This is a genomic window from Actinoplanes sp. NPDC026619 (genome assembly GCF_040638295.1).
Taxonomy (GTDB): domain Bacteria; phylum Actinomycetota; class Actinomycetes; order Mycobacteriales; family Micromonosporaceae; genus Actinoplanes.
Genome location: NZ_JBEZYA010000017.1, coordinates 106,514 through 129,994, shown reverse-complemented (window position 1 = coordinate 129,994; position 23,481 = coordinate 106,514). Strand labels below are relative to the sequence as shown.

The following is a 23,481-nucleotide window of genomic DNA, read 5'->3' as shown; positions in this document are numbered from 1 at the left end:
GTGAGTCTAGGGGGTGCGCGCAGCTAGGCGATCTTCCAGCGCGGGCGGTGATGGGGCGTGCGCAGACAGCGAACGAGGGTGTCTTCCGCGGTCCGCCCGAACGCCCATTCCGGGGCACAAGGGTCGCCGATCGTCACTGGCTGCTGCACCGCGGCGCTGGGCGAAGTGGTCGGTGGCAGCGGCGGGAGCAGACCCGCAAGCGGTGGGGGCGAGACGGTGGTGGCGGCGCTCGACGGCGGCGTCGAGATCAGCGTTTCCGGCGGGAGCTCCGGAGCGGCCGGCGGCGCGGGCGGGACCGGGTCGGGCGCCGCCCTGGTGCGCGTGGCGGCGAGGTCACGGGCCCGGTGGGTGGCCTTGCTGGTGGCGGTCGCGGACAACCCGGTGGCGGAGGCGGATGGCGCGGCGTAGGCGCTCGACGAGGTCGGCGCCGGCGCCGGCGGGGGCTCGGCCATCTGCGTGACCGAGCCGGAGCCGCCGGCGCGGCCCAGAGTGAGATAGCCGATCAGCGCGCAGAGCAGCGCCTGCCCCACGACGAGGGCAACCGCCACCCGGACGGTACGTCGCACCGTGCCTGTGGCGGGAACCGATTCCACCCGACGGACTTTATGGCACCCGATCGATGAAGGCGAGTATCAGCGCCCGGTAAATGTGGGCTTACGCTTCGCCACGAAGGCGGAGGTGCCCTCGGTGCGGTCGTCGGTGGCGAACAGGGCGGCGAACAACTGCGACTCCAGCGCCAGCCCGGAGGCGAGATCGGTGTTCAGGCCGCCGTCGATCGCCTGCTTCGCCGCGCGCAGCGCCAGCGTCGGGCCGGTCACGAACGGCTTTACCAGCTCGATCGCTGTCGCATAGACGTCGGCGGCCGGAACGACCCGGTCGGCCAGGCCGATCCGCAGCGCCTCCTCGGCGTCCACCATGCGGCCGGAGAACACCAGGTCCTTCGCCTTGGCCGGGCCGACCAGCCGGGCCAGCCGCTGAGTGCCGCCGGCACCCGGGATGAGGCCCAGCTTGATCTCGGGCTGGCCGAGCTTGGCGTTGTCGGCCACCACCCGCCAGTCGCAGGCCAGGGCCAGTTCGCAGCCGCCGCCGAGGGCGTAACCGGTGATCGCGGCGACCACCGGCTTGGGGATCCGGGCCACCGAGTCGAACGCGCTGGACAGCTCGCCGGCCCGCAGCACCATGTCCGGATAGCTCTGGGTGGTGAACTCGGTGATGTCGGCGCCCGCGGCGAAGACTTTCTCCCCGCCATACACCACCACCGCCTTGACCACGTCGGAGCTCGCGGCGGAATGCGCGGCCTCTCTAAGCTCTTCCTGTACCTGCGTGCTGAGCGGGTTCATCGGGGGCCGGTCGAGCCGAATAGTGCCGATACCGTCGGTGATTTCCAGCTTCACGAACTCGCCCACGAAACACGCCTCCCTGAGTGTTGGTTAAGCGGAAGCCTACGACGGGTACGGAGAGTAAATGACCACCTACTACCGGGATCGCGAAGTCTGGGTGACATCGGCCGGCGTGCGGATGGACGGGCGCGATTTCGCGCTGCCCGAGCTGCGCCAGGTGTGGCACCGGCGTGGGCGCAGGTCGTGGGGCAAGGTCGCCGGGCGGGGCGCGATCGGCCTGGCGATGCTGCTGCCCATCCTGGTGGGCGTGCTCGGCGTCGGCGTGGCGCTGGTGATCGACGCGTCCACCGCGGTGACGATCGGCTTGATCGGCGGCGGCATCCTGGTCGGGCTGGCCGCGGCGCCGCTCGCCGACATCCTGCTCGAGCAGGTGGACCGTTCGCACGACCGAGGCTCCCGGGAGTTGGAGATCTGGGCCCGCACCCCGGCCGGCGAGGTGCGGCTGCTGCACACGGCGGATGCGTCCCGCTTCGGCCGGATCTATCGGGCACTTCAGCGGGCTCTCGAACCACAGAGTGCTACCCGCCGGTAACTTCGGCTAGGCTCCCGATCATGGACAAGCAGGCGATGGGCCTGGCCGGATTGCTGGCCACCACGGGAGTGCTGCACTTCGTTGCGCCGAAGCCGTTCGACTCGATCGTGCCGCGGTCGCTGCCGGGGTCCCGGCGTACCTACACGTACGTCAGCGGCGCCGCCGAGCTGGCCATCGCGGCCGCCGTCGCGCACCCCCGCACCCGCCGGCTCGGGGCCCTGGCCGCCGCGGCGCTCTTCGTCGGGGTCTTCCCGGCCAACATCAAGATGGCGTACGACTGGCGCAACGCCCCGCCGAGCAAGCGGGCCATCGCGTACGGCCGGCTGCCCTTGCAGTTGCCGTTGATCCTCTGGGCCCGCCGCGTCGCGCGCTGAATTCGGCCGTTCCGGCCGTCTGTCCCGGTTCCACCGCTTCATGGCTACGGCGCGCCAGAACTAGCTGTTGTAGATCCCGTCGATCTCGTCGCGGGTGGGCAGCGCGTTCGAGGCGCCCAGCTTGCGGACGCAGGCGGCGCCGGCCGCGTTGGCCCAGCGCACCGCCTCCATCAGGTCGCGGCCCTCGCCCCAGGCCACGGCGAGAGCGCCGGTGAACGCGTCGCCCGCGGCCGTGGTGTCGGTGGGCTCCACCGGGAAGGCGGGCACGGTCTCGTCGCGGCCGTCCCGGTCGGCGTAGCGGGCGCCGGCGCTGCCCAGCGTCAGCACCACCCGCGGCACCAGGGCCAGCAGCGCGGCCACGTCCGGACGCTCGGAGCCGGCGATCGTCTGCGCCTCGAGCTCGTTGACCACCAGCAGGTCGACCGCCGCCAGCAGCTCGGTCGGCAACTCCCGGGCCGGCGCCGCGTTCAGGACCGTGCGGGCGCCGCCGGCGCGAGCCGCCTGGCAGGCCGCGGTGACCGTGGCGACCGGGATCTCCAGCTGGCAGAGCAGCACGTCGCCGCCGGCGATCAGCCGCGCCTCGGCCTCGGTCAGGTCGGTGAACGCGCTGTTCGCGCCGGGCGAGACCAGGATCGAGTTTTCCCCGGCGTGGTCCACCATGATCACCGCGACGCCGGAAGCGCCGTAACTGGTGCGCATGTGCGAGACGTCCACGCCGGCCGCGCTCAGCCGGGCGTGCAGCGTCACGCCGAACGCGTCCGAGCCGATCGCGCCGAGGAAGACCGAGTCACCGCCGGCCCGGGCCGCGGCGGTCGCCTGGTTGGCGCCCTTGCCGCCGGGCATCATCACGAAGTCGTCGCCGAGCACCGTCTCGCCCGGCAGCGGCAGCCTCTCGGCCAGCCCGACCAGGTCCATGTTGGCGCTGCCGGCCACCACGATGCGCGGAGCCATGGGTCAGGCCGCCCGGGCGGTGAAGCGGTCGCCGAAACGGTCGACCACCAGCGGCAGGCCGAAGGTCTTGGACAGGTTTTCGGCGGTCATCACCTCGCCGAGCGAGCCGGCCGCCACGATCGTGCCCTCGCGCAGCAGCATCGCGTGGGTGAAGCCGGGCGGGATCTCCTCGACGTGGTGGGTGACCAGCACCATGGCCGGCGAGTCGGGGTCGAGGGCCAGCTCGGTGAGGCGGGCGATCAGGTCTTCCCGGCCGCCCAGGTCGAGCCCGGCGGTCGGCTCGTCGAGCAGCATCAGCTCGGGGTCGGTCATCAGCGCACGGGCGATCAGGGTGCGCTTGCGCTCGCCCTCGGAGAGGGTGCCGAACTCGCGGTCGACCAGCGCGCCCATGCCGAGCTGGCCGAGCAACTGGCGGGCGCGACCCTCGTCCTGCGGGTCGTAGCTCTCCCGCCAGCGACCCACCACCGACCAGGCGGCCGTGACGACCACGTCGAGCACCCGCTCGTCGGGCGGGATGCGCTCGCCGAACTGGCCGGTGGACAGGCCGATCCGCATACGCAATTCGTTCACGTCGGTGCGGCCGAGACGCTCACCCAGCACGTACGCCGTGCCGCGGGACGGGTGCAACCGGCCCGACGCCAGGTTGAGCAGCGTCGTCTTGCCCGCCCCGTTCGGACCCAGGACCACCCAGCGCTCGTCCAGTTCCACCTGCCAGGAGAGACCCCGGACGAGGTAGTTGCCATTCCGGATGACGTTCACCCGGTCGAACGCGATGACGGTGTCGTCGTGGGGCGGGATCAGCACGGCTTCATCCTTCCACGCCCGCCCGGCTCACCCGGTTGTGGATCCGAACACCTCGTCGCGGACCGCGTCCAGGGCGGTGTGCAGGGCGCCGTGCAGCACCGGCTCCGACTCCACCTCGGTGATCACCACCCGCGGCGTGACCAGGGTGATCGCGGCGACCTCGCGCTCGACCCGCTCGGCCAGACCAACGCCACCGGCCTGGCTGACCTCGCCGGCCAGCACGACCAGCGGCGGGTCGAGGACCACGCAGGTGGCGGCCACGCCGAGGGCCAGTTTCTCGGCCAGCTCGTCGAGCACCTGGTCGCCGGCCTCGCCCGCGTCGACCGCCGAGCGGACCACGTCGGAGGCCTCGGCGCCGCGGAAGCCGTACTTCTTGCCGATCGCCTTGACCGCGTCGGCGCCCGCGATGCTCTGGAACCCGCCGCGCACGCCGCCCTTCTGGGCCCGCTTCGACTGGTTGCGGGGCACCTCGGCGCCGGCCACCGGCAGGTAGCCGATCTCGCCGGCCGCGCCGGTCGAGCCGTGGTGCAGCCGGCCGTCGATGACGCTGGCCAGGCCGACGCCGCGGCCGATCCAGATCAGCACGAAGTCGCGCACGCCCTTGGCCGCGCCGGTGCTCTGCTCGGCGATCGCGGCCAGGTTGACGTCGTTGCCGAAGACGACCGGGCTGCTCAGGTCGCGGCGCAGGTCGTCGAGCAGGCCACGGTGCCAACGGGGAAGGTCCCAGGCGAACGAGATCTCGCCGCTGACCGGGTCGACCAGGCCGGGGGTGCCGAGCACGACCCGGCGGACTGAGCTCATGTCGGTGCCGGCCTCGGCCGCGGCCTGCACGACCGCGTTGTGCACGACCCCGACCGGGTCGTCGGTGTCCTTGGTGGATTGCTCGACGCGACTCACGATGGCGCCGGTGATGTCGGCGCAGGCGGCCGCGACCCGCTCCGGGCCGACCTCCACGCCGATCACGTGGGCGCTGCCGGGCGTGACCGCGTAGAGCTGCGCGTTCGGCCCGCGGCCGCCGGCCTGCTCGCCGACCCGGCGCACCAGGCCTCGCTGCTCGAGGCGCTCCACCAGCTGGGAAGCGGTGACCTTGCTCAGCCCGGTCATCTCGCCGAGCTGCGCGCGAGTGAGCGGGCCCCGGTCGAGCAGCAGTTCCAGCGCGGCGCGGTCGTTGAGTGCGCGCAGCAGCCGAGGCGTGCCCGGAAGGCGGGTGGCGGCCATAACTACGTCCCCTAGTAACTAAATATTGTTTTCAGTTGGCTTCCGAGCCCGACGCTGTAGCCGCAGAGTAACCGTCGGCATCGTAGCCGTCCGCAGTGCACATCATCGACTCGGAGCGATCATGGCAGCTCGCGGGCCCAGTCAGCCACACTTACGCCCATCGAAAGGACAGCATGGTCATCGATCACGGTCTCCGTCGGCTCGCCCTCGGCACCATTCTGGGAGCGTTTCCAGGGCCGGCCGCGCCGCCGTGGGCGCTGTCGCTGCTCGCCGACGGGCTGGCCGGATACACGCTTTTCGGCGGCAACGTCGAGACGCCCGAGCAGCTCGCGACGCTGACCGCCGGGCTGCGGGCGGCACGTGGCGACATGCTGGTGGCGATCGACGAGGAGGGCGGCGACGTCACCCGGCTCGCGCACCGGACCGGCAGCCCCTACCCGGGCAACGCCGCACTCGGCGTGATCGACGACCTCGAACTCACCCGGGAGGTCTACACCGCGATCGGCGCGGAACTGGTCGCGGCGGGAGTCACCCTCGACCTCGCGCCGGTGGTCGACGTGAACACCGCGGACGCCAACCCGGTGATCGGGACGCGGTCGTTCGGGGCGTCGACCGCGCTGGTGGCCCGGCACGCGGCGGCCGCCGTCGTGGGACTGCAGGAGGCGGGCGTGGCGGCCTGCGCGAAGCACTTCCCGGGGCACGGCGCCACGGTCACCGACTCGCACCTCGCCCTGCCCACCGTGGACGTGCCGGTCGGCGTGCTGCGCTCGCGGGATCTGCCGCCGTTCGCGGCCGCCGTCGCCGCCGGGGTCCGGGCGATCATGACGGGGCACCTTCGGGTGCCCGCGCTGACCGCGGATGATCCGGCGACTTTCAGCCGGGAAGCGCTCTCTCTTCTACGCGGCGAACTCGGCTTCGGTGGCGTCGTGGTCACCGACGCGCTGGAGATGAGCGGAGCGGTGCTCGCGGCGGGCGGGATCGCGCAGGGGGCGGTGCGGGCCCTCGATGCTGGGGCTGACCTGCTGTGTCTCGGGTCGCGGGTCAATGCGGGGCTGATCGAGGCGATCGCGACGGAGATCGCCACGGCGGCCCGGGACGGGCGACTCGCCCTTCGGCGATTGGAAGAAGCGGTTTCCCGTACGGCGGAAATGGCGTCCCGGAGCGTGCCATCCGGAAGAGCGCTCTCACCCATCGGGGTTGCCGCCGCCAGGCGGGCCGTCGGCGTCCCTGCCGCCGGGCGGGCCGTCAGCGCCTCTGCCGCCAGGCGGGCCGTCAGCGCCTCTGCCGCCAGGCGGGCCGTCGGCGCCTCTGCCGCCAGGCGGGCCGTCCGCATCGAAGGATCACTTGACGGGTTCTCGGCGCCGCTCGTCGTGCAGCTCGACGCGGCTCAGTCGATCGCCGCGGGACGGGTGCCATGGGGGCTCGCGCCGCACACCTCCTTGGCTGATCCCTCGGCCCTGCCCGCCGGTCGGCCGGTCGTGGTGGTCGGCCGGCGGCTGCACAACTACCCGGCCGACCGCGCCCTGATCGAACAGCTCGCGGCGGCCCGCCCGGTCGTGGTCGTCGAGATGGGCTGGCCCTCGTCGTGGCGGCCGGCCGGAGTCCGGGCCTTCGTCACCACCTACGGCGCGAGCTGGGCCAGCGGCCGCGCCGTGATGGACCTCCTCGGCCTCGACTGACTCTCGCGTCACATCCATCTTGAACGCGTTCAAGTTCGTGTTCTACTCTGAGCTCAGGTAAGTTGAACACGTTCAAGAGAGGTGGTCCGATGGACCCGAAGGTCTGGATGTACCTGGTCTATCTCGCGGTCAGCGTGGGGCTGACCGTGTGGGTGGCGACCACGCTGTCCCGCAACGGGCTGGTCTTCCTCGCCGACGTCTTCGCCGACGAAAAGCTCGCCAAGGCCGTCAACCAGCTGCTGGTGATGGGCTTCTACCTGTTGAACCTCGGCTACGTGACCTTCGCGATGCGGTCCAGCGCCCAGGTCGACGACACCAGCAAGGCGCTGGAGACGCTCTCCACGAAGGTCGGCCTGGTGCTGCTCGTGCTCGGCGTCCTGCACTTCTGCAACGTGTTCTTCCTCGGGCGTTACCGTCGCGGCCGGCTCCGCCAGCAGCAGGGCCAGCCGCCGCTCCCGCCCACCGGCCGGCTGCCGATGCACCCCCAGCAGCCGCAGCACCCGCAGCACCCGCAGCACCCGCAGCGGCCGATGATGCCGCCGCCGGCCCCGCCGGCCCACGCATGATCGGCGCGAGCTCCGATCCGGCCGGTCACGGGGCCGGCCGGGTCGGGTCCTTCACCGTTCTCTACGACGAGAGCTGCCCGATCTGCCGCACCGCCCGGCGGTGGCTCTCCGGTCGCGCCCAGCTGGTGCCGCTGACCTTCGTGCCGGCCGGGTCGGCCACCGCGCGCGCCCTGTTCCCGGAACTCGATCACTCGGCCACGCTGCGGGACCTGACCGTGATCGGCGACGACGGCGCCTACTACGCCGGCGACGCCGCCTGGTTCGCCTGCCTGTGGGCGCTGGCCGACTACCGGGCCACCGCCGAGCGTTTCTCCTCGCCGCGCCTGCTGCCCGGCGCCCGGCGGTTCATCGCGGCGATCTCCGCTGTCCGCGAGCAGACCCGCTCCCCAGGGCCCGACGAGTCCGCCGCGGCGGACTACGGTGACCAATGTGACGACCGCTGCCACTGAACCCGCTTCCCCGGACCCCGCTCGGCGGGCCAGGGGTGAGCAGACGCGGCAGCTGATCCTCGAGACGGCGCTGCGCCTGTTCCGCGAGCGGGGCTATGCGGAAACGACCATGCGGGCCATCGCCAAGGAGGCCGGGGTCGCGGTCGGCAACGCGTACTACTACTTCGATTCCAAGGAACACCTGATCCAGGGGTTCTACGACCGCAACCAGGGCGAGATGCGGACGGCGTCCGAGCTGGTGCTGGCCGGCGAGAAGGAGTTCGCCGCGCGGCTGCGCGGGGTGATGCACGCCGGGATCGAGGTGAACGCGCCCTACCACGCCTTCGCCGGCACCCTCTTCAAGAGCGCGGCCGAGCCGTCGTCGCCGCTCAGCCCGTTCTCCCGGGAGTCGTCACCGGCCCGGGATGCCTCGATCGCCATCTTCCGCGAGGTCATCGACGGCTCGTCGGCCAAGCTCGACCCCGAGCTACGCAAGGAACTGCCCGAACTGCTCTGGCTGGGCTGGATGGGCGTGATCCTGTTCTGGGTCTACGACAAGTCACCCGACCAGCGCCGCACCCGCCGCCTCATCGACGGCGCGGTCCCGCTGATCGACCGCCTGGTGAGCCTGTCCCGGCTGCGGGTGCTGCGCCCCGCCCTCCGCCAGATCCTGTCCCTGATCGAATCGGTCCGCCGGGACGATTAGTCACTGCGGGTAATTGATCCACCTGTTCACGCTGAGTAACGCCGTAACGCAATATGAGCACCGCTGTCCGGCGATTTCCGGATCTGTCGCCTATGTTGGCTTAGCCGAACGGACATTTTGCGTACGGAACGCTTCCAACCCGGCCAAGTCGGCACGTAGCGTGATGTTCGCAGGTGGATCTGGGGACGTCGCGACGTCTCGGACTAACGGGACCAGTCCGAGCCTTCCGCGACCGAAACGGTGAGCCGGGCGCGGCAGACTTCGGGAGCAGTCCAGCCGCAGCCCGGCTCACGTCGTTCCAGAAGCTTCCGGTCAGCCGGCCCGACGCCGCCGCATCACGAGCGCCACCACCACAACCCCGGCCAGCAGCACCAGCCCAACGACGATCAGCGCCGGCACCAACACTCCAACCGGCTTGGGCAGATCGTCGTCCGAGCTAGCCGGCGGCGCCGCCTGAATCGCCCCACCGGACGCCCCGGCAGCCGGCAGCGGCGCGACATCGGCAGTGAGCGCTTTGACGACGTTCAACAGCCCATAGCCATAGGTGTCGTCCCGCCCATCCGCCCCAGCGTCATCCGCAGTGGCGGTAAGCCGGTGAACAACCTCAGCCGCACTCATCTCCGGGTACTTAGCCCGCAACAGCGCCGCCGCCCCACTGACAATCGCGGTCGCGTCACTGGTGCCGTCGCTGACCTGGTAGTCACCATCTTTGCCGGTGGACACGATCTGCTCGCCTGGAGCGGTCAGATCGACGTATGAGCCGGTGACGGAAATCGGCGCGATCTTCCGGTCCTTGCCATACGCACCCACGGCAAGCACTTCCGGGTACTTAGCCGGGTATTTGTCGACGTCCTTGCTCTTGTCGTTGTTGTTACCCGAACCAGCGACCAGCACGATGTCGGCAGCCTGGGCCTTCCGGATCGCCTCATGCAACACGTCATCGTCGGCCTTGATGAACGACATATTGATCACGCTGGCGTGTTGCTGGATCGCGAAGTCGACCGCTTTGGTCATGAACGTCGACGAGGTGAGGGAGTCGGCTGGCGACACGATCGGCAGAATCTTCGCCGCCGGGGCGATACCCAACACTCCCGCGCCGGATCCGTGCCCACGGCCCGCGATGAGTCCGGCCATAGCAGTGCCATGTCCATCGAGGTCTTCAGTGCCGCTGCGGCCGGCCAGATTGCTGTCCGTCGTATCGATGCCGGGAAGCAGCGCACCCGCGAGGTCAGGGTGGTCAGGGTCGACGCCGGAGTCGATCACCGCGACGATGACACCCTGGCCGCGGCTTATCTGCTGAGCTTCGGCGATCTTCAGATCCGTCAGGTACCACTGCCGATCACGAGTCGTGTCGGCGACGGCCGGCGCCGCGGTGACCCCCACCAGTGTGAGAGCAGCCGCAGCACCGGCCAGCACACGTCCGATCATCGACCGAAGCCAAGAACGCCGGGGCCGGGATCGTGCCGCACCTGAGTGTCATCGGGAGCGATCACCGGAGCCACGCCTTCGGCGGTCTCCCACTGCTCGTCCGCTTCCCCACCGATCAGCTCCTCGTTCTCGCCACGCTGCCCACGTCGGCCGGGCTGGCCTCCCATAGGCATCTGACCCGCGCCCGCACCACGGCCGCCACCAAGCCCGCCCTCACCAAGCACCGCGCCCGAAGGTAGGCCCCGACGCATCGACACCGCTCGCCGAGAACCTGACGCGCCCCGGCCGCCGCCCATTCCCGGCATACCGAGCCCGCCCACACCGCCAGACCCACCCAAGCCGCCGCCCGCGCCCAGGCCGCCGCCCGGAAGCAGTCCCATTCCGGTGGGCAGCCCACCAGGCAATCCACCGGTGCCAAGTCCGGTATTGGTCGGCAATCCCAATGTGGAGATCGGACCGGTAAGAGGCAATGAGGTCTGCGGGGTGGTGACTCCGCTAAGACCCGGACCGATGCCCAGCGAGGGGTCGGTTCCCGGATTGGTTCCCGGACCGGTGACCGAACCCACACCGTTCCCTGTTCCGGATCCACCGGTATTCGAGCCTGTTCCCGGATCTGGGAGCACCGGGTCATGGGGCACCGGGACCGGTATTGGCGTAGCTCGCACACCCGAGCCGGAACCCGAACCGCCCCCTGATGAGCCGTTACCGCCCAGTTCAGGTTCCCCAGGGTCGTTGATGTCGGAGCGCAGGGTGTACAGCGAAGGTGCCGTGATCTGGGAGCTGTGGTCGGCGATCGTGGCTTCCATGTCGCGCATCGCCTGCTGAGCCTTGGCGTCGTACTCGTCCTCGGCGTGGTCGATGAACCGTGGCATCAGGTCGGTGCTGACGCCCTCGCGGTCTCCGGACCACTGCCGGACGTCGGCCTGCGCCTTGCTGATTGCACCCATGACCCCGCGCAGCCCGGCATGGGTATTCGCCGCGGCGGTCATCGTCTCTTTCATCGAATCGAGCAGGACGTCGATCTGAGTGAGGAAGATCTTGGCGGAGTCGTTCTTCTCCGGTGGCCACGAGTCGGCCAGCTTCTGACCCGCGGCCTTCAGCCGGTCATGCTGATCCTGGACCGAGGTGGCCAGCGAGTCCCAGGCGAGCACCTTGTCCGCGCCCGTGCAGACATTGTCTGGCTCGATCATCGCCAAGATCGCCGGCAGGTTGTAGTTTTCCCAGTTCGCGCCGGCCATCAGACAGCTCCGTTTGTGCCATCGAGGGTCAGCGCCCGGTTCGCCGCCTGAGTCGCCTGCGCCATGAGGTGCTGCACCTCCTGCTGGGCCTGCTCTGAGTTCATGTCGACCGTGGCGAACTGGCGCGCGATCTGCTCCGCCACCGCGGCGAACACCCCGGCTGCCGTCTGATAGGCGCGCAGGTTGGCCTCGGCGTGCGCCAGCGCCTCCGCGTAGCGGACCTTGGCCTGATGCACGATGTCGCTCGGCGTCATGCGGGAGCCGAAGCCCACGCCCTGCCGATGAAGGTCGGCGCCCCGGCTCGCGATGTCAGCGAAACCGTTGGTCGACTGCTTCTGCATACCTGTTCCGAAGTCACCGACCCCGTCGGTGTCTATCTGCACTCCGCCGGACACGTTTCCTCCCCGTTCCCGAACCGCGACTCCCCATCATATCGATGGAGACAATCACTCTCTGCCCCGTTACCTACACACGACGGTAACGGCCGCCGGGTTCGAAGTGGACGGAGATCAACGCGGGGCGAAGCGGCGCAGGCGGAGGCTGTTGAGGACTACGAAGACGGAGCTCAGGGCCATGGCGGCGCCGGCAATCATCGGGTTCAGCAGGCCGGCGGCCGCCAGGGGCAGGGCGGCGACGTTGTAGGCGAAGGCCCAGAACAGGTTGCCGCGGATGATGCCGAGTGTGCGGCGGGACAGCCGGACGGCGTCGACCGCGGCGGTCAGGTCGTCGCGGACCAGGGTGAGGTCCGAGGCCTGGATGGCCACGTCGGTGCCGGCGCCCATGGCCAAGCCCAGGTCGGACTGGGCGAGGGCGGCCGCGTCGTTGACGCCGTCGCCGACCATCGCGACCGAGCGGCCGTTCGCCTGCAGGCGCTTGACCACGTCGACCTTGCCGGCCGGGAGCACGCCGGCGAAGACCTGGTCGATGCCGACTTCGGCGGCCACGGCCTGGGCCACCGCCGGGTTGTCGCCGGTGACCAGCATCGGTTCCAGGCCCAGGCGGCGAAGGGCGGTGATGGCGGTGGCGCTGCTCGGCCGTACGGCATCAGCAAGCGCAAGCCAACCGCGCGCCTCACCGTCGACCCGAACCTCGATCCACGTCGCCGCCGCCGGCCGGCCGGCGGCCGGCAACCGGACGGTCGCCGAGTCAGCCGCGGAAAGCGCAACCGGCGCGAGCCGAACGGTCGCGGAATCCGCGCCCGGCGCGAGCCGAACGGTCGCGGAATCCGCCCCTGGCGAAAGCCGGTCGGCCGCAGGGTCCGCGACCGGCGCAAGCCGGGCGGTCGGCAGATCGGTGGGAGGCGTTCCCGTGGCCACCTCGACCAGCACACCGTCGACCCGGCCGCGGACCCCGACACCGGCGGTCGCCAGGAAGTCGGTCACCGGCGGCAAGGTAAAACGCTCATTCGCCGTTGCGGCGACGGCCCGGCCGAGTGGGTGTTCCGACGCTGATTCGACCGCGCCGGCCAGTCGGAGCAGTTCGTCGTCGGTGATCCCGGTGGTGGGCACGATCGCGACCACCGACATCCGGCCGGTCGTCACCGTGCCGGTCTTGTCGAGGACGATCGTGTCGACGCGGCGGGTGGACTCGAGGGCTTCCACGCCGCGGATCAGGATGCCCAGCTGGGCGCCGCGGCCGGTGCCGACCAGCAGCGCGGTCGGGGTGGCCAGGCCGAGGGCGCACGGGCAGGCGATGATCAGCACGGCGACCGCGGCGGTGAAGGCGGCGGTCGTGTCGCGGCCGGTGCCGAGCCAGAAGCCGAGCGTTCCGGCGGCCAGGGCGATCACGACCGGGACGAAGACGGCCGAGATCCGGTCGGCGAGGCGCTGCACGGCCGCCTTGCCGTTCTGCGCGTCCTCGACCAGGCGGGCCATCTGGGCCAGCTGGGTGTCGGCGCCGACCTTGGTGGCGCGCACGACGAGACGGCCGCCGGCGTTGACGGTCGCGCCGGTCACCGGGTCGCCCGGGCGCACCTCGACCGGCACCGACTCGCCGGTCAGCAGGCTGAGGTCAAGGGCCGAGGCGCCGTCGATCACCACGCCGTCGGTGGCGACCTTCTCCCCCGGCCGTACCAGAAAGTGGTCGCCGACCCGCAGCTCGGCCGCCGGGATCTCGCGCTCCTCGCGAGATCCGGAAGGCAGCACCGTGACCGTCTTCGCGCCCAGCTCGAGCAGCGCCCGCAGGGCGTCGCCGGCGTGGCGTTTCGCGCGCGCCTCCAGATAGCGCCCGGCCAGCAGGAACGTGGTCACGCCCGCGGCCGCCTCGAGATAGATCGCGTCACCGGCGCTCGCGGTGAGGGAGAACGGGTGGGTCATGCCGGGCATCCCGGCATCGCCAAGAAACAAGGCCCAGAGCGACCAGCCGTACGCCGCGAGAGTGCCGACCGAGACCAGGGTGTCCATGGTGGCCGCGCCGTGCCGCAGGTTGACGAACGCGGCCCGGTGGAACGGCCAGCCGCCGTAGACCACGACGGGTGACGCCAGCACGAGCGACAGCCACTGCCAGTAGTCGAACTGCCAGGCCGGAACCATCGCGAGGACGATCACCGGAAGGCTGAGGACGGCGGAGACGAGAAGCCGGTCCCGAAGTGGATCACGGGCGGTCGAAGCCACGACCGGCTCAGTAACCGGCTCGGAAGCGGTATATCCGGTTTTTTCCACCACGGCGATCAGGTCGGCCGCGGTAACTGACCCAGGGACCGTCGCCCGCGCTTTCTCGGTCGCGTAGTTGACGGTCGCGGTCACGCCGTCGAGCCGGTTCAGCTTCTTTTCGATGCGGGACGCGCACGACGCGCACGTCATCCCGCCGATCTCCAGCTCGATCACCTGAGGCACGGGCCTAGTCTATACCCCCCTGGGGTACAGATCCCAGCACCGCCTCGGTGCCCGCGACCAGCACGCTCAGCCCGTGCTCGAACGCCTCGTCGGGATCCTCCCGCGGCGGACCCATCCCGGCCGCGACGATGATCGCCGACGCCATGCCGTCGAGCAGCTCCTGCTTCGTCTGGCCGGGGCGATCGCCGACTTCGCCTCGTCGGTGGAGCCCTAGTCCAAGATCAGCGCGATAATCTTCGCAGGTGACGACACGTGTGGTAGTTCTGGGAGCCGGCTTCGGCGGGCTCGAGTTGTCGACCGTGGTGGCCCGGGAGTGCGGCGACGCGGTCGAGTTGACCCTGATCGACAAATCCGAGGGGTTCGTCTTCGGCTTCTCGAAGCTGGACGTCATGTTCGGCCGGGCCGGCGCCGAGCAGGTGCTGCACCGCTACGCCGACATGGTCAATCCGGGCGTGCGCTTCGTCCGCGCGGAGATCACCGCGATCGACCCGGCGGCGAAGCGGGTGACGACCAGCGCGGGCACGTTCGAGGCGGACATCCTGGTGGTCGCGCTCGGCGCTGACCTGCACCCGGAGGCGACGCCGGGCCTGCTCGAGGGCGGCAACGAGTTCTACACCGTGCCCGGCGCGTTCGCCGCCCGGGACGCGCTCGACAAGTTCACCGGCGGCAAGATCGTCGTGGCGGTCACCTCGACACCGTTCAAGTGCCCGCCGGCGCCGAGCGAGACCGCGCTGCTCCTGCACGAGTTCCTCACCGAGCGGGGCCTGCGCGACTCGTCGGAGATCTCCCTGATCATGCCGCTGGGCGCGCCGATCCCGCCGTCACCGGACGCGTCCAAGGCGGTGCTGGCCGCGTTCGCCGAGCGGGGCATCGAGTGGCAGCCGGAGAAGCTGGTGCGGTCCCTCTCCGACGGGAAAGCGGTGCTCAGCGACGGCGAGGAGATCCCCTACGACCTGTTCCTCGGCGTGCCGGTCCACCGGGCGCCGGCGGTGGTGGTCGAGTCCGGGCTGGCCGTGGACGGCTGGATTCCGGTCGACTCGCTGACGCTCGAAACATCATTCCCCGAGGTGTACGCGGTGGGCGACGTGACCAGCGTCGGCACCCCGAAGGCGGGCGTCTTCGCCGAGGGCCAGGCGGCCGTGGCGGCGACCCGCATCGTCGCCACGATCAACGGCGAGACATCCGGCGCGGAGTACGACGGCCTCGGCGTCTGCTACCTCGAAATGGGCGCCGGCCAGATGGCGAAGGTGGAGGTCAGGTTCGTGGCCGGCCAGCGCCCGATCGGCAGCCTGCAGGGTCCCTCGGCCGAGCTGATGGCCGACAAGAGCGCCTTCGGCACCGAGCGGATCCGGCGCTGGTTCGGCCGCGACTGGGCGCCGTCGGCTTGATCAGTCGGAACGCCGGCCCGGTGCAGGAGGCATCGGACCGGCGTGCCAGAAGGCCGGCGTTAAAAGAGGATCAAGCCGCCGAGGTCTTGACCATCGTGCGGATCTGTCGCAGCAGCACCGACAGGGCGGCCAGCTCGGCCGGGGTGTCGTCGACGTTGCCCATCGCGTTCGACGCGCGGGCGATCGATGCCGCGTTGAGGTGCTCCCACTGCGACACCCGGTCGGGCGCCGCCGACTCCGCCGTCGTCGACTGGAGGACCTCGATGGTAAGGGCGGCGAGCGCGGCGTACAGGTCGTAGCGCAGCGCCATCCGGGCCAGGGTCTCCCAGCGGTCGCCGCGCGGGAGCTTCGAGATGTGTGAGAGCAACTGGTCGAACTGGAAGCGCTCGGACAGGACGAAGTAGACCTGGGCCACCTCGGTGTGGTCGCGGTCGGTCGCCGCGCTCGCGCTGAGCACGTCGAGCAGGCCGAAGCCGTAGTTGCACCAGGTGACCTGCTCGGCCAGGTCCATCGGCACGCCCTTGTCGAACAGCGTGGCCACGTGCTCGTCCATCGAGCGCCGCTCGACGCCACGCAGAACCGACGGCAGTTGCGGCAACAGCGCGCGCACGCCGGGCTCCAGCTTCGCGATCTCGCCGGCCACGTCGAGCGGCGAGCGGCGGGTGCTGACCAGCCAGCGGACGGCCCGGTCGAGCAGCCGCCGGGACTCGAGGAAGACGAGCGTCTGGGCGGACGTCGGCACCTGGTTGTCCAGGCCCTCGGCGGCGGCCCAGATGTCGGCCAGGCCGTACACCTCGCGGACCACCACATATGCCCGGATGACGTCGGCCGCGGACGCGCCGCTCTCCTCCATCGCCCGGTAGACGAACGACGTACCCCCGCGGTTGACCATCTCGTTGACCAGCGCCGTGGAAATGATCTCCCGGCGCAGCCGGTGGCCGGCCATCCGGCCGGCGAAGCGCTCGCGCAGCGGCGTCGGGAAGTAGCGCGCCATCACGCCGGCCGTCCAGGCCTCGTCGACCAGCTCATCGGCGAGGATGTTCTGCTCCAGCGAGATCTTGACGTACGACAGGAGCACGGCGAACTCGGGCGCGGTCAGACCGTCGCCCGCTTCGTAACGGCTGGCCAGCTCGGCGTCCGACGGGAGCGCCTCCAGCTCGCGGTTGAGCTGCCCGCTGGACTCCAGGTCGTCGAGCATGCGCCGGTGCACCGGCAGCAGCGAGTGGGCCTGCGCCCGCGCGTTGCCGAGCGCCATCGCCTGCTCGTAGTTGTCCCGCAGCACCAGCGCGGCGACCTCGTCGGTCATCGTGGCCAGCAGCTCGTCCCGCTGGGGCAGCGTCATGTCGCCGTCGGCGACCGCGCCACCCAGCAGGATCTTGATGTTGACCTCGTGGTCGGAGCAGTCGACGCCGGCCGTGTTGTCGATGAAGTCGGTAAAAATTCGTCCGCCCGAACCGTGCTTTCCCGAACCGCCGGAAGGACCACCGGCGAGGGCGAACTCGATCCGGCCGAGCTGGGTGAGCCCGAGGTTGCCGCCCTCACCGACCACCTTGACCCGCAGCTGCGACCCGTTGATCCGGATCGCGTCGTTGGTCTTGTCACCGACGTCGGCATGCGTCTCGCTCAGCGCCTTGACGTAGGTGCCGATGCCGCCGTTGAACAGCAGGTCGACCGGCGCCCGCAGGATGGCCCGCATCAGGTCGGTCGGGCTGAGCGCGGTGACCTCGCCGAGGTCGAGCGCGGCCCGCACCTCGGGTGAGACCGGGATCGACTTCGCCGTCCGCGGGAAGATCCCGCCCCCGGCCGAGATCAGCATCGCGTCGTAGTCGGCCCACGACGACCGGGGCAGGTCGAACAACCGCTGCCGCTCGGCGAACGAGGTGGCCGCGTCGGGGTTGGGGTCGAGGAAGATGTGCCGGTGGTCGAACGCGGCCACCAGCCGGATGTGCTGCGAGAGCAGCATCCCGTTGCCGAACACGTCGCCGCTCATGTCACCGACGCCGACCACCGTGAAGTCCTCGGTCTGGGTGTCCGTGCCGAGGTCGCGGAAGTGCTTCTTGACCGACTCCCAGGCGCCCTTGGCGGTGATGCCCATCTTCTTGTGGTCGTAGCCGGCCGAACCACCGCTGGCGAACGCGTCGCCGAGCCAGAAGTCCTTGGCCACCGAGATCTCGTTGGCGATGTCGCTGAACGTCGCGGTGCCCTTGTCCGCCGCCACCACCAGGTAGGGGTCGTCGTGGTCGTGCCGGACCACGTCCGGCGGCGGCACGATCTTGCCACTGTGGATGTTGTCGGTGACGTCGAGCAGCGCGGTGATGAACCGCTTGTAGCACTCGACGGCCTCGTCGCGGTCGCCCGGCTTCTGCTTCAGCACGAAGCCGCCCTTCGCGCCCACCGGCACGATCACCGCGTTCTTCACCATCTGCGCCTTGACCAGGCCGAGGACCTCGGTGCGGAAGTCCTCGCGCCGGTCCGACCAGCGCAGACCACCGCGGGCGACCGCGCCGAAGCGCAGGTGCACGCCCTCGAACCGCGGTGAGTAGACGAAGATCTCGAACTTCGGACGCGGCTGCGGCAGGTCGGGAATGGCCTGCGGGTCGAGCTTGAACGCCACATAGGACTTCGGCCGGCCGTCGGCGCCCCGCTGGAAGAAGCTGGTGCGCAGAGTGGCCTGGATCAACGTCAGGTACGACCGGAGGATCCGGTCCTGGTCGAGGCTCTCCACCCCGTCCAGCAGCTCGGTGATCTTTTCCACCAGCTCGCCGGCAAGCCGGCTCCGCTCCGACTCGCCGGCTTCCAGCCGGGGCGAGAAACGCGTCTCGAACAGCGTCACCAGCAGGCGGGCGAGTTCCGGGTAGGCGATGAAGGTCGATTCGATGTAGCGCTGGGAGAAGACGCCGCCGGCTTGGCGCTGATATTTGGCGTACGCGCGGAGCACCACCACCTGACGCCAGGTCAGCCCGGCCCGCAGGACCAGCTCGTTGAACCCGTCGACCTCGGCCTCACCACGCCAGGCCGCCGCGAACGCATTTTCCACCTGCGGGCGCACCTCGGCCAGCTCGCGGTGGGCGGCCGGTGGGAGCAGCCCGAAGTCGTACAGGTAGACGGTGCCGTCGGTGCGGCGGATCTCGTACGGCCGCTCGTCGACGACCTGGACACCGAGCGAGTGCAGGACCGGCAGCACGGCGGAGAGCATCATCGCCTCGCCGTACCGGTAGACCTTGAACCGCACGTCGTGATCGTCCGGCTCCGGCTCGCCGCCCTTGCCCGGGTGCCGCTTGCGATAGAGGTGCATCTCGAGCTGGCCGGGCTCCTCGAGCAGCTCCAGCTTGGCGAGATCTTGCATGCCCTCGTACGGCGTGTGCCCGTCCTTGTAGCTGTCCGGGTAGGCGGCCGCATAGCGGGTGAACAGGTCGCGGGCCGGCTCCTCGCCCAGCTTGCGCTCGAGCACCAGGGAGAAGTCGTCGTCCCACATGCGGGTGGCGTCGGCGAGCATCTCGGCCAGCGTGTTCGGGTCGACCCGGCCGGGCGGGTCGGCCGGGTCGGTCCGCACGATGAAGTGCACCCGGGCGAGCATCCGCTCGGTGACCCGGGTCGTGTAGTCGACGCCGATGCCGTTCAGCTCGCGGAGCAGGATCTCCTGCATGCGAAGGCGGTTGCCGGTGGTGAAGCGGTCGCGCGGCAGGTAGATGAGGCAGGAGATGAAACGACCGTACCCATCACGCCGCAGGAAAAGCCGCAGCTGACGACGGCCCGCCATGCGCAGCACGCCGATCACGGCCTCGTAGAGGTCGTCGGTCTTGATCTGGAAGAGCTCGTCGCGGGGGTAGGTCTCCAGGATCTGGAGCAGGTCCTTGCCGGAATGGCCGCGCGGGGACAGGCCCGAGCGGTCCAGCACCTCCATCACCTTGCGCTTGACCACCGGCAGCTCGCGCACGCTGGTGCGGTAGGCCGACGAGGAGAACAGGCCGAGGAAGCGACGCTCGCCGATCACGTTGCCGGCCGCGTCGAAGAGCTTCACGCCGATGTAGTCGAGGTAGGCCGAGCGGTGCACGGTCGCCCGCGAGTTGGCCTTGGTGATCACCAGCAGCCGCTTCTCCAGGGCCCGCTGGTAAGCCTCCGGGGTCATCGAGGAGAGCTGCCGCGGGGTCGAATCGCCCCGCAGGATGCCCAGCCCGGTGCCGTCGATCGCCTTGAGCACGTCGCCGTCGAGGCGGTATTCCCGGTAGCCCAGGAACGTGAAGTGGTCGTGGGCCAGCCACTTGAGCAGCTCGACCGAGTCCGTGACGTCCTTGTCCGGAACCGGCAGCTTGGTCTCGGAGCCGCGCGCGGTGGCCAGCTCGTCGGCGATCACCAGGGCCCGCTGACGCATCCGCGGCCAGTCCTCGACCGCCTCGCGCACATCGGTCAGCACCCGGCGGACCTCGTTGTGCAACTGCTCGCGGGCATCGTCGCGCCGGATCGGATCGATCTCGATGCGGATCCAGCTCTCCACGAGGTCGCCGTCGATCGCGTCGTCGGGCTCCACGTCGGCGGCCAGCTCGGCCATCGCGCCCAGCGGCTCGCGACGCACCACGATCAACGGGTGCACCATCAGATGCACCTGCAACTGGTGCGCGGTGAGCAGGGCGATCACCGAGTCGACCAGGAACGGCATGTCGTCGGTGACGATCTGCAGAACGGTGTGGCACTGCTCGCCGGCCGGCGGAGTGATCGCCAGCTTCAGCTCACCGGGCAGCCGCACCGCGGCCAGCTCGCGATGCGCGACGGCGGCGTCGAACATCTCCTTCGCATCGAGCCCGACCAACTCCTCGTCAGGCGCGAATCGCCAGAACCGGCCGACCAGCGACGCGGTCGCGTGGTCGGCGCCGGCCACCTCGACGGCCTGCTCAACCAGGCGCTCGCCGTTCGGCAGCGGTTCGTCGAGCTCCCCGTCCTCGGAGGCGCCCAGGCGGCCGGTCAGGGCCAATCCGGGACCTTGGGAAAGATCTAAATCATCGACGGACGGATCAGATTCCGTCGCAGCCTCGTCGGCGACAGACATGGCCAGGCGCTCCCCTCACCCACGACACTGTGGGTTCGAACGTGTCGCCCACAGCCTACGGCTGACACAACGTCGGAGGATCAGACCCGTAGTGGGTTCGGGCCGAACGTCGCCGAAATAGCTCCACGTCACCCTGGCCGGGTCGGCAGGACGTGCGCCCTTTAGTTACCGTTCCGTAGCGTCGCCCCAAAGGCGTACCCAGAAAGAGGTGCTTCATGCTCTACCGCCGGCAACTGACCCGTTACCGAACGGTCGCTTTGGCGGCCGCGTTGACGCTGGTTGCGAGTGGTTTAGCAGCCTGCTCGAAGGACGGCCCGGACGACACTCTCAAAGATTTCCTGGCCGGCTGGCGCAGCGGCGACCTGACCCCGGTGGGCTTCGTCAGCGCGGACGGCGCGAAGGTCTCGGCCAACGACGTGGTGACCCAGCTGCAGGAACTCTCCGGTGACCTGAAGAAACAGTCGCTGGTGCTCACTCCGGTCGGTGACCCGAAGACGACCGGGGACATCGCCTCCGCCGAGGTCAAGCTGGACTGGACGCTGCCCGGCGGCACGCCGTGGTCGTACAACAGCACGGTTCGCCTCACCAAGCAGGGCAGCAAGGGCTGGCGGGTGGTGTGGGAGCCGCCTATCGTGCAGGCCGACATGGCCACCGGCGACAAGCTGCGGGTCCGCCGGGTCGCCTCGAAACGCGCCGACATCCTGGACTCTTCGGGCGCCCCGATCGTCACCCCGCGTGAGGTGGTCACGATCGGCGTCGAACCGCAGCGGGTCGCAAACTTGGCACAGTTGCAGAAGGACCTGGACGCGGCGTTCAAGAGCATCAAGGTCACGGTCGACATGTCGAACCTCGCCGACCGGGTCAAGAACGCCGACAAGGACGCCTTCGTCGAGCTGGTCACGCTGCGCCGCCCGGACTACGACAAGATCCGCAACAAGGTACGCACGTACCAGGGCACCGTCTTCAACGAGAGCACCAAACCCCTCGCGCCGACCCGGACCTTCGCCCGCGCCCTGCTCGGCACCGCCGACGTGGCCACCCGCGAGGACATCGACGCCAATCCCGACTCGGTCGCCCAGGGCGATGTGGTCGGGCACGGCGGCCTGCAGCAGCGGTACGACACGGCCCTGCGCGGCGCGGCCGGGATCTCGGTCGTGATCGCCCGGGAAGCGGCCGACGGCACGGTCACCGACTCGCAGCTGTTCAGCACCAAGCCGGTCGACGGTAAGCCGATCAAAATCAGTCTGGACACCAACACCCAGAACGCGGCCGACGCGGCCCTCGCCGCCCAGAAACAGCCCAGCTCGCTGGTCGCCATCAAGGTCAGCGACGGCTCGGTGCTCGCGGTCGCCAACGGGCCGGACGGCGGCACCGTCGACACCGCGCTGACCGGGCAGGTGCCGCCCGGTTCCACGTTCAAGACCGTCTCGGCGTACGGGTTGCTGTCGAAGAAGGCCGTCACCGCCGACACCGCCGTCGACTGCCCGAAGACGATCACCGTCGACGGCCGCGAGTTCAAGAACTCCGGTGGCGAGGTGCTCGGCAAGGTGCCGTTCCACGAGGACTACTCGAAGTCGTGCAACACGGCCTTCGTCAACCTCTCCGGCAAGCTCGGCGCGGCCGGGCTCAACGAGGCAGCCACCGCGCTCGGCCTCGGCGGCCAGTGGGATCTCGGCATCGACGCGTTCAGCGGCAAGGTCTCGGCCGCCGAGACCCCGACCGAACTGGCCGCGGCCACCTTCGGCCAGGGCGCCACCGCGGTCAGCCCGGTGTCGATGGCCTCGGTGGCCGCCGCGGTCGCCCGCGGCCAGTTCAAGCAGCCGAAGGTCGTGCTCGACCCGGCACCGGCCAAGGCCGTCGCGGACGGCGCCGCGCTCGACCCGGCCGCGATCACCGCGCTGAAGTCGATGATGCGCGAGGTGGTCACGAGCGGCACCGGTACGGCGCTGGAGGACGTCAAGGGCAAGCCGGTGTTCGGCAAGACCGGCACCGCCGAGTTCGACACCAACAGCAAGGACACGCACTCCTGGTTCATCGGCTACCAGGGCGACGTGGCCTTCGCGGTGATGGTCCAGAAGGGCGGCGCCGGCTCCGAGGCAGCCGTGCCGATCGTCGAAAACTTCCTGAACACCCTGAACAAGTAACCACTCGAGCCGGCGGCCCGCCCAGCGGGCTGGCGGCTGGGCTCAGGCGATGTCGGCCGGTGAGCCGAGGTCGAAGGCCGGCCGCTGGACCGGCAGCGAGAAACCCTCGCCGGCCGGGTTGTCGTCGGCGGAACGCGGGCGGAGCATGCCGGGGCGGGTGGCCGGGAGCGGGTCGGAGTCGAGGAGCGGCGCCTGGCCGAGCGGCCGGGACGCCAGCCGGAGCGGCTCGTCCTCGTCGTCCTCCTCCTCGTCCTCCTCGTCCCACTCGACCTCGGCCGACGCGTCCGCCGCAAAATCCGTCTCCGGCTCGGAGTCGGCCTCCGGCTCGTCGATGTCGGGGGTGACGGCGGGAGCCGAGGCGGCTGGAATCGAGGCGGCCAGGGCCGCGGCCAGCGGGCTGAAGGCGGCCGGGGCCGCGGGCTCCGCCGACTCCGGCTCACGAGCAACCGAACCCAGAGAAGCCCGGCCGGAGGTGGCCGGCGCCAGGGAAGCCCGGCCGGAGGCACCCAGAGCGGCCGCGAGCGGACTGAAAGCGGACGGAGCGGCCGCCTCCTCAGAATCGGACGCACGCTCGGCAGGGCGCCCCAGGGAAGCTGGGCCGGACGCGCCCAGCGCGGCGGAGAGCGGGCTGAACGCGGACGGAGCCGCCAGCTCCTCAGAATCGGACGCACGCTCGGCAGGGCGCCCCAGGGAAGCTGGGCCGGACGCGCCCAGCGCGGCGGAGAGCGGGCTGAACGCGGACGGAGC

The 23,481-nt window shown here is 70.3% G+C and carries 19 protein-coding genes and 1 pseudogene; 9 read left to right on the top strand and 11 right to left on the bottom strand.

Annotated features, from left to right (window positions below):
- Window positions 1-23: 23 nt before the first annotated feature.
- On the bottom strand, window positions 24-593 hold the full coding sequence (locus tag AB0E90_RS32280) for a hypothetical protein (RefSeq protein WP_360414420.1): 570 nt from the start codon (window positions 591-593) through the stop codon (window positions 24-26).
- 39 nt (window positions 594-632) lie between these two features.
- Window positions 633-1,406, bottom strand: a complete 774-nt coding sequence (locus AB0E90_RS32275) for an enoyl-CoA hydratase-related protein (RefSeq protein WP_360414417.1) — start codon at window positions 1,404-1,406, stop codon at window positions 633-635.
- Window positions 1,407-1,464: 58 nt separating this feature from the next.
- Between AB0E90_RS32275 and AB0E90_RS32270 the strand changes: the two genes are divergently transcribed.
- Window positions 1,465-1,932 (top strand): DUF6232 family protein, encoded by a 468-nt coding sequence (locus AB0E90_RS32270; RefSeq protein ID WP_360414414.1) that lies wholly within the window; start codon window positions 1,465-1,467, stop codon window positions 1,930-1,932.
- A gap of 20 nt (window positions 1,933-1,952) precedes the next feature.
- A complete protein-coding gene (locus tag AB0E90_RS32265; RefSeq protein WP_360414411.1) occupies window positions 1,953-2,306 on the top strand; it encodes a MauE/DoxX family redox-associated membrane protein in 354 nt (117 codons plus the stop codon).
- A 60-nt stretch (window positions 2,307-2,366) separates the two neighbouring features.
- Here AB0E90_RS32265 and AB0E90_RS32260 read toward each other — a convergent pair whose 3' ends face one another.
- Genes AB0E90_RS32260 through AB0E90_RS32250 form a run of 3 tightly spaced genes read right to left on the bottom strand, consistent with a single transcriptional unit; the run spans window position 2,367 to window position 5,279 of the window.
- Window positions 2,367-3,257, bottom strand: a complete 891-nt coding sequence (locus AB0E90_RS32260; RefSeq protein WP_360414408.1) for a ribokinase — start codon at window positions 3,255-3,257, stop codon at window positions 2,367-2,369.
- Window positions 3,258-3,260: 3 nt separating this feature from the next.
- Entirely contained in the window at window positions 3,261-4,061 is an 801-nt protein-coding gene (locus AB0E90_RS32255) for an ABC transporter ATP-binding protein (protein WP_360414405.1), read from the bottom strand.
- A 27-nt stretch (window positions 4,062-4,088) separates the two neighbouring features.
- Entirely contained in the window at window positions 4,089-5,279 is a 1,191-nt protein-coding gene (locus AB0E90_RS32250; protein ID WP_360414402.1) for an ROK family transcriptional regulator, read from the bottom strand.
- 173 nt (window positions 5,280-5,452) lie between these two features.
- Here AB0E90_RS32250 and AB0E90_RS32245 point away from each other — a divergent pair, with 173 nt between their 5' ends.
- From AB0E90_RS32245 to AB0E90_RS32230, 4 genes are all read left to right on the top strand, one after another.
- On the top strand, window positions 5,453-6,958 hold the full coding sequence (locus tag AB0E90_RS32245) for a glycoside hydrolase family 3 N-terminal domain-containing protein (protein WP_360414399.1): 1,506 nt from the start codon (window positions 5,453-5,455) through the stop codon (window positions 6,956-6,958).
- Window positions 6,959-7,047: 89 nt separating this feature from the next.
- Window positions 7,048-7,524 carry a hypothetical protein gene (locus tag AB0E90_RS32240; protein WP_360414396.1) on the top strand — a complete coding sequence of 159 codons (477 nt, stop codon included), beginning with the start codon at window positions 7,048-7,050 and terminating at the stop codon, window positions 7,522-7,524.
- Window positions 7,521-7,973, top strand: a complete 453-nt coding sequence (locus AB0E90_RS32235; protein WP_360414393.1) for a DCC1-like thiol-disulfide oxidoreductase family protein — start codon at window positions 7,521-7,523, stop codon at window positions 7,971-7,973. Before AB0E90_RS32240 ends, AB0E90_RS32235 begins: the two co-directional genes overlap by 4 nt.
- Window positions 7,954-8,658 carry a TetR family transcriptional regulator gene (locus AB0E90_RS32230; RefSeq protein ID WP_360414390.1) on the top strand — a complete coding sequence of 235 codons (705 nt, stop codon included), beginning with the start codon at window positions 7,954-7,956 and terminating at the stop codon, window positions 8,656-8,658. Before AB0E90_RS32235 ends, AB0E90_RS32230 begins: the two co-directional genes overlap by 20 nt.
- Before the next feature lie 312 nt (window positions 8,659-8,970).
- On the opposite strand, the gene mycP is transcribed toward AB0E90_RS32230, so the two are convergent.
- The 4 genes from mycP to AB0E90_RS32210 form a co-directional block, all read right to left on the bottom strand.
- A complete protein-coding gene (mycP, locus tag AB0E90_RS32225; protein WP_360414387.1) occupies window positions 8,971-10,086 on the bottom strand; it encodes a type VII secretion-associated serine protease mycosin in 1,116 nt (371 codons plus the stop codon).
- Window positions 10,083-11,324: a hypothetical protein gene (locus AB0E90_RS32220; RefSeq protein WP_360414384.1), complete on the bottom strand. Its 1,242-nt coding sequence runs from the start codon at window positions 11,322-11,324 to the stop codon at window positions 10,083-10,085. Before AB0E90_RS32220 ends, mycP begins: the two co-directional genes overlap by 4 nt.
- Window positions 11,324-11,719 carry a hypothetical protein gene (locus AB0E90_RS32215; protein ID WP_360414381.1) on the bottom strand — a complete coding sequence of 132 codons (396 nt, stop codon included), beginning with the start codon at window positions 11,717-11,719 and terminating at the stop codon, window positions 11,324-11,326. The genes AB0E90_RS32220 and AB0E90_RS32215 overlap by 1 nt, the downstream gene beginning before the upstream one ends.
- A 114-nt stretch (window positions 11,720-11,833) precedes the next feature.
- Window positions 11,834-14,158 carry a heavy metal translocating P-type ATPase gene (locus AB0E90_RS32210; RefSeq protein ID WP_360414378.1) on the bottom strand — a complete coding sequence of 775 codons (2,325 nt, stop codon included), beginning with the start codon at window positions 14,156-14,158 and terminating at the stop codon, window positions 11,834-11,836.
- 73 nt (window positions 14,159-14,231) lie between these two features.
- Here AB0E90_RS32210 and AB0E90_RS32205 point away from each other — a divergent pair, with 73 nt between their 5' ends.
- A complete protein-coding gene (locus AB0E90_RS32205) occupies window positions 14,232-14,372 on the top strand; it encodes a hypothetical protein (protein ID WP_360414375.1) in 141 nt (46 codons plus the stop codon).
- Between the two features lie 28 nt (window positions 14,373-14,400).
- The gene (locus tag AB0E90_RS32200) at window positions 14,401-15,546 is read left to right on the top strand and encodes an FAD-dependent oxidoreductase (RefSeq protein WP_360414372.1); all 1,146 of its coding nucleotides are present in this window, start codon (window positions 14,401-14,403) and stop codon (window positions 15,544-15,546) included.
- Between the two features lie 70 nt (window positions 15,547-15,616).
- Here AB0E90_RS32200 and AB0E90_RS32195 read toward each other — a convergent pair whose 3' ends face one another.
- Window positions 15,617-20,590 (bottom strand): NAD-glutamate dehydrogenase, encoded by a 4,974-nt coding sequence (locus tag AB0E90_RS32195; protein ID WP_360414369.1) that lies wholly within the window; start codon window positions 20,588-20,590, stop codon window positions 15,617-15,619.
- Window positions 20,591-20,805: 215 nt separating this feature from the next.
- Here AB0E90_RS32195 and AB0E90_RS32190 point away from each other — a divergent pair, with 215 nt between their 5' ends.
- The gene (locus AB0E90_RS32190) at window positions 20,806-22,734 is read left to right on the top strand and encodes a penicillin-binding transpeptidase domain-containing protein (RefSeq protein ID WP_360414366.1); all 1,929 of its coding nucleotides are present in this window, start codon (window positions 20,806-20,808) and stop codon (window positions 22,732-22,734) included.
- 42 nt (window positions 22,735-22,776) lie between these two features.
- Here the strand turns inward: AB0E90_RS32190 and AB0E90_RS32185 are convergent.
- A pseudogene (locus AB0E90_RS32185) lies at window positions 22,777-23,481 on the bottom strand (hypothetical protein); the annotation flags it as partial.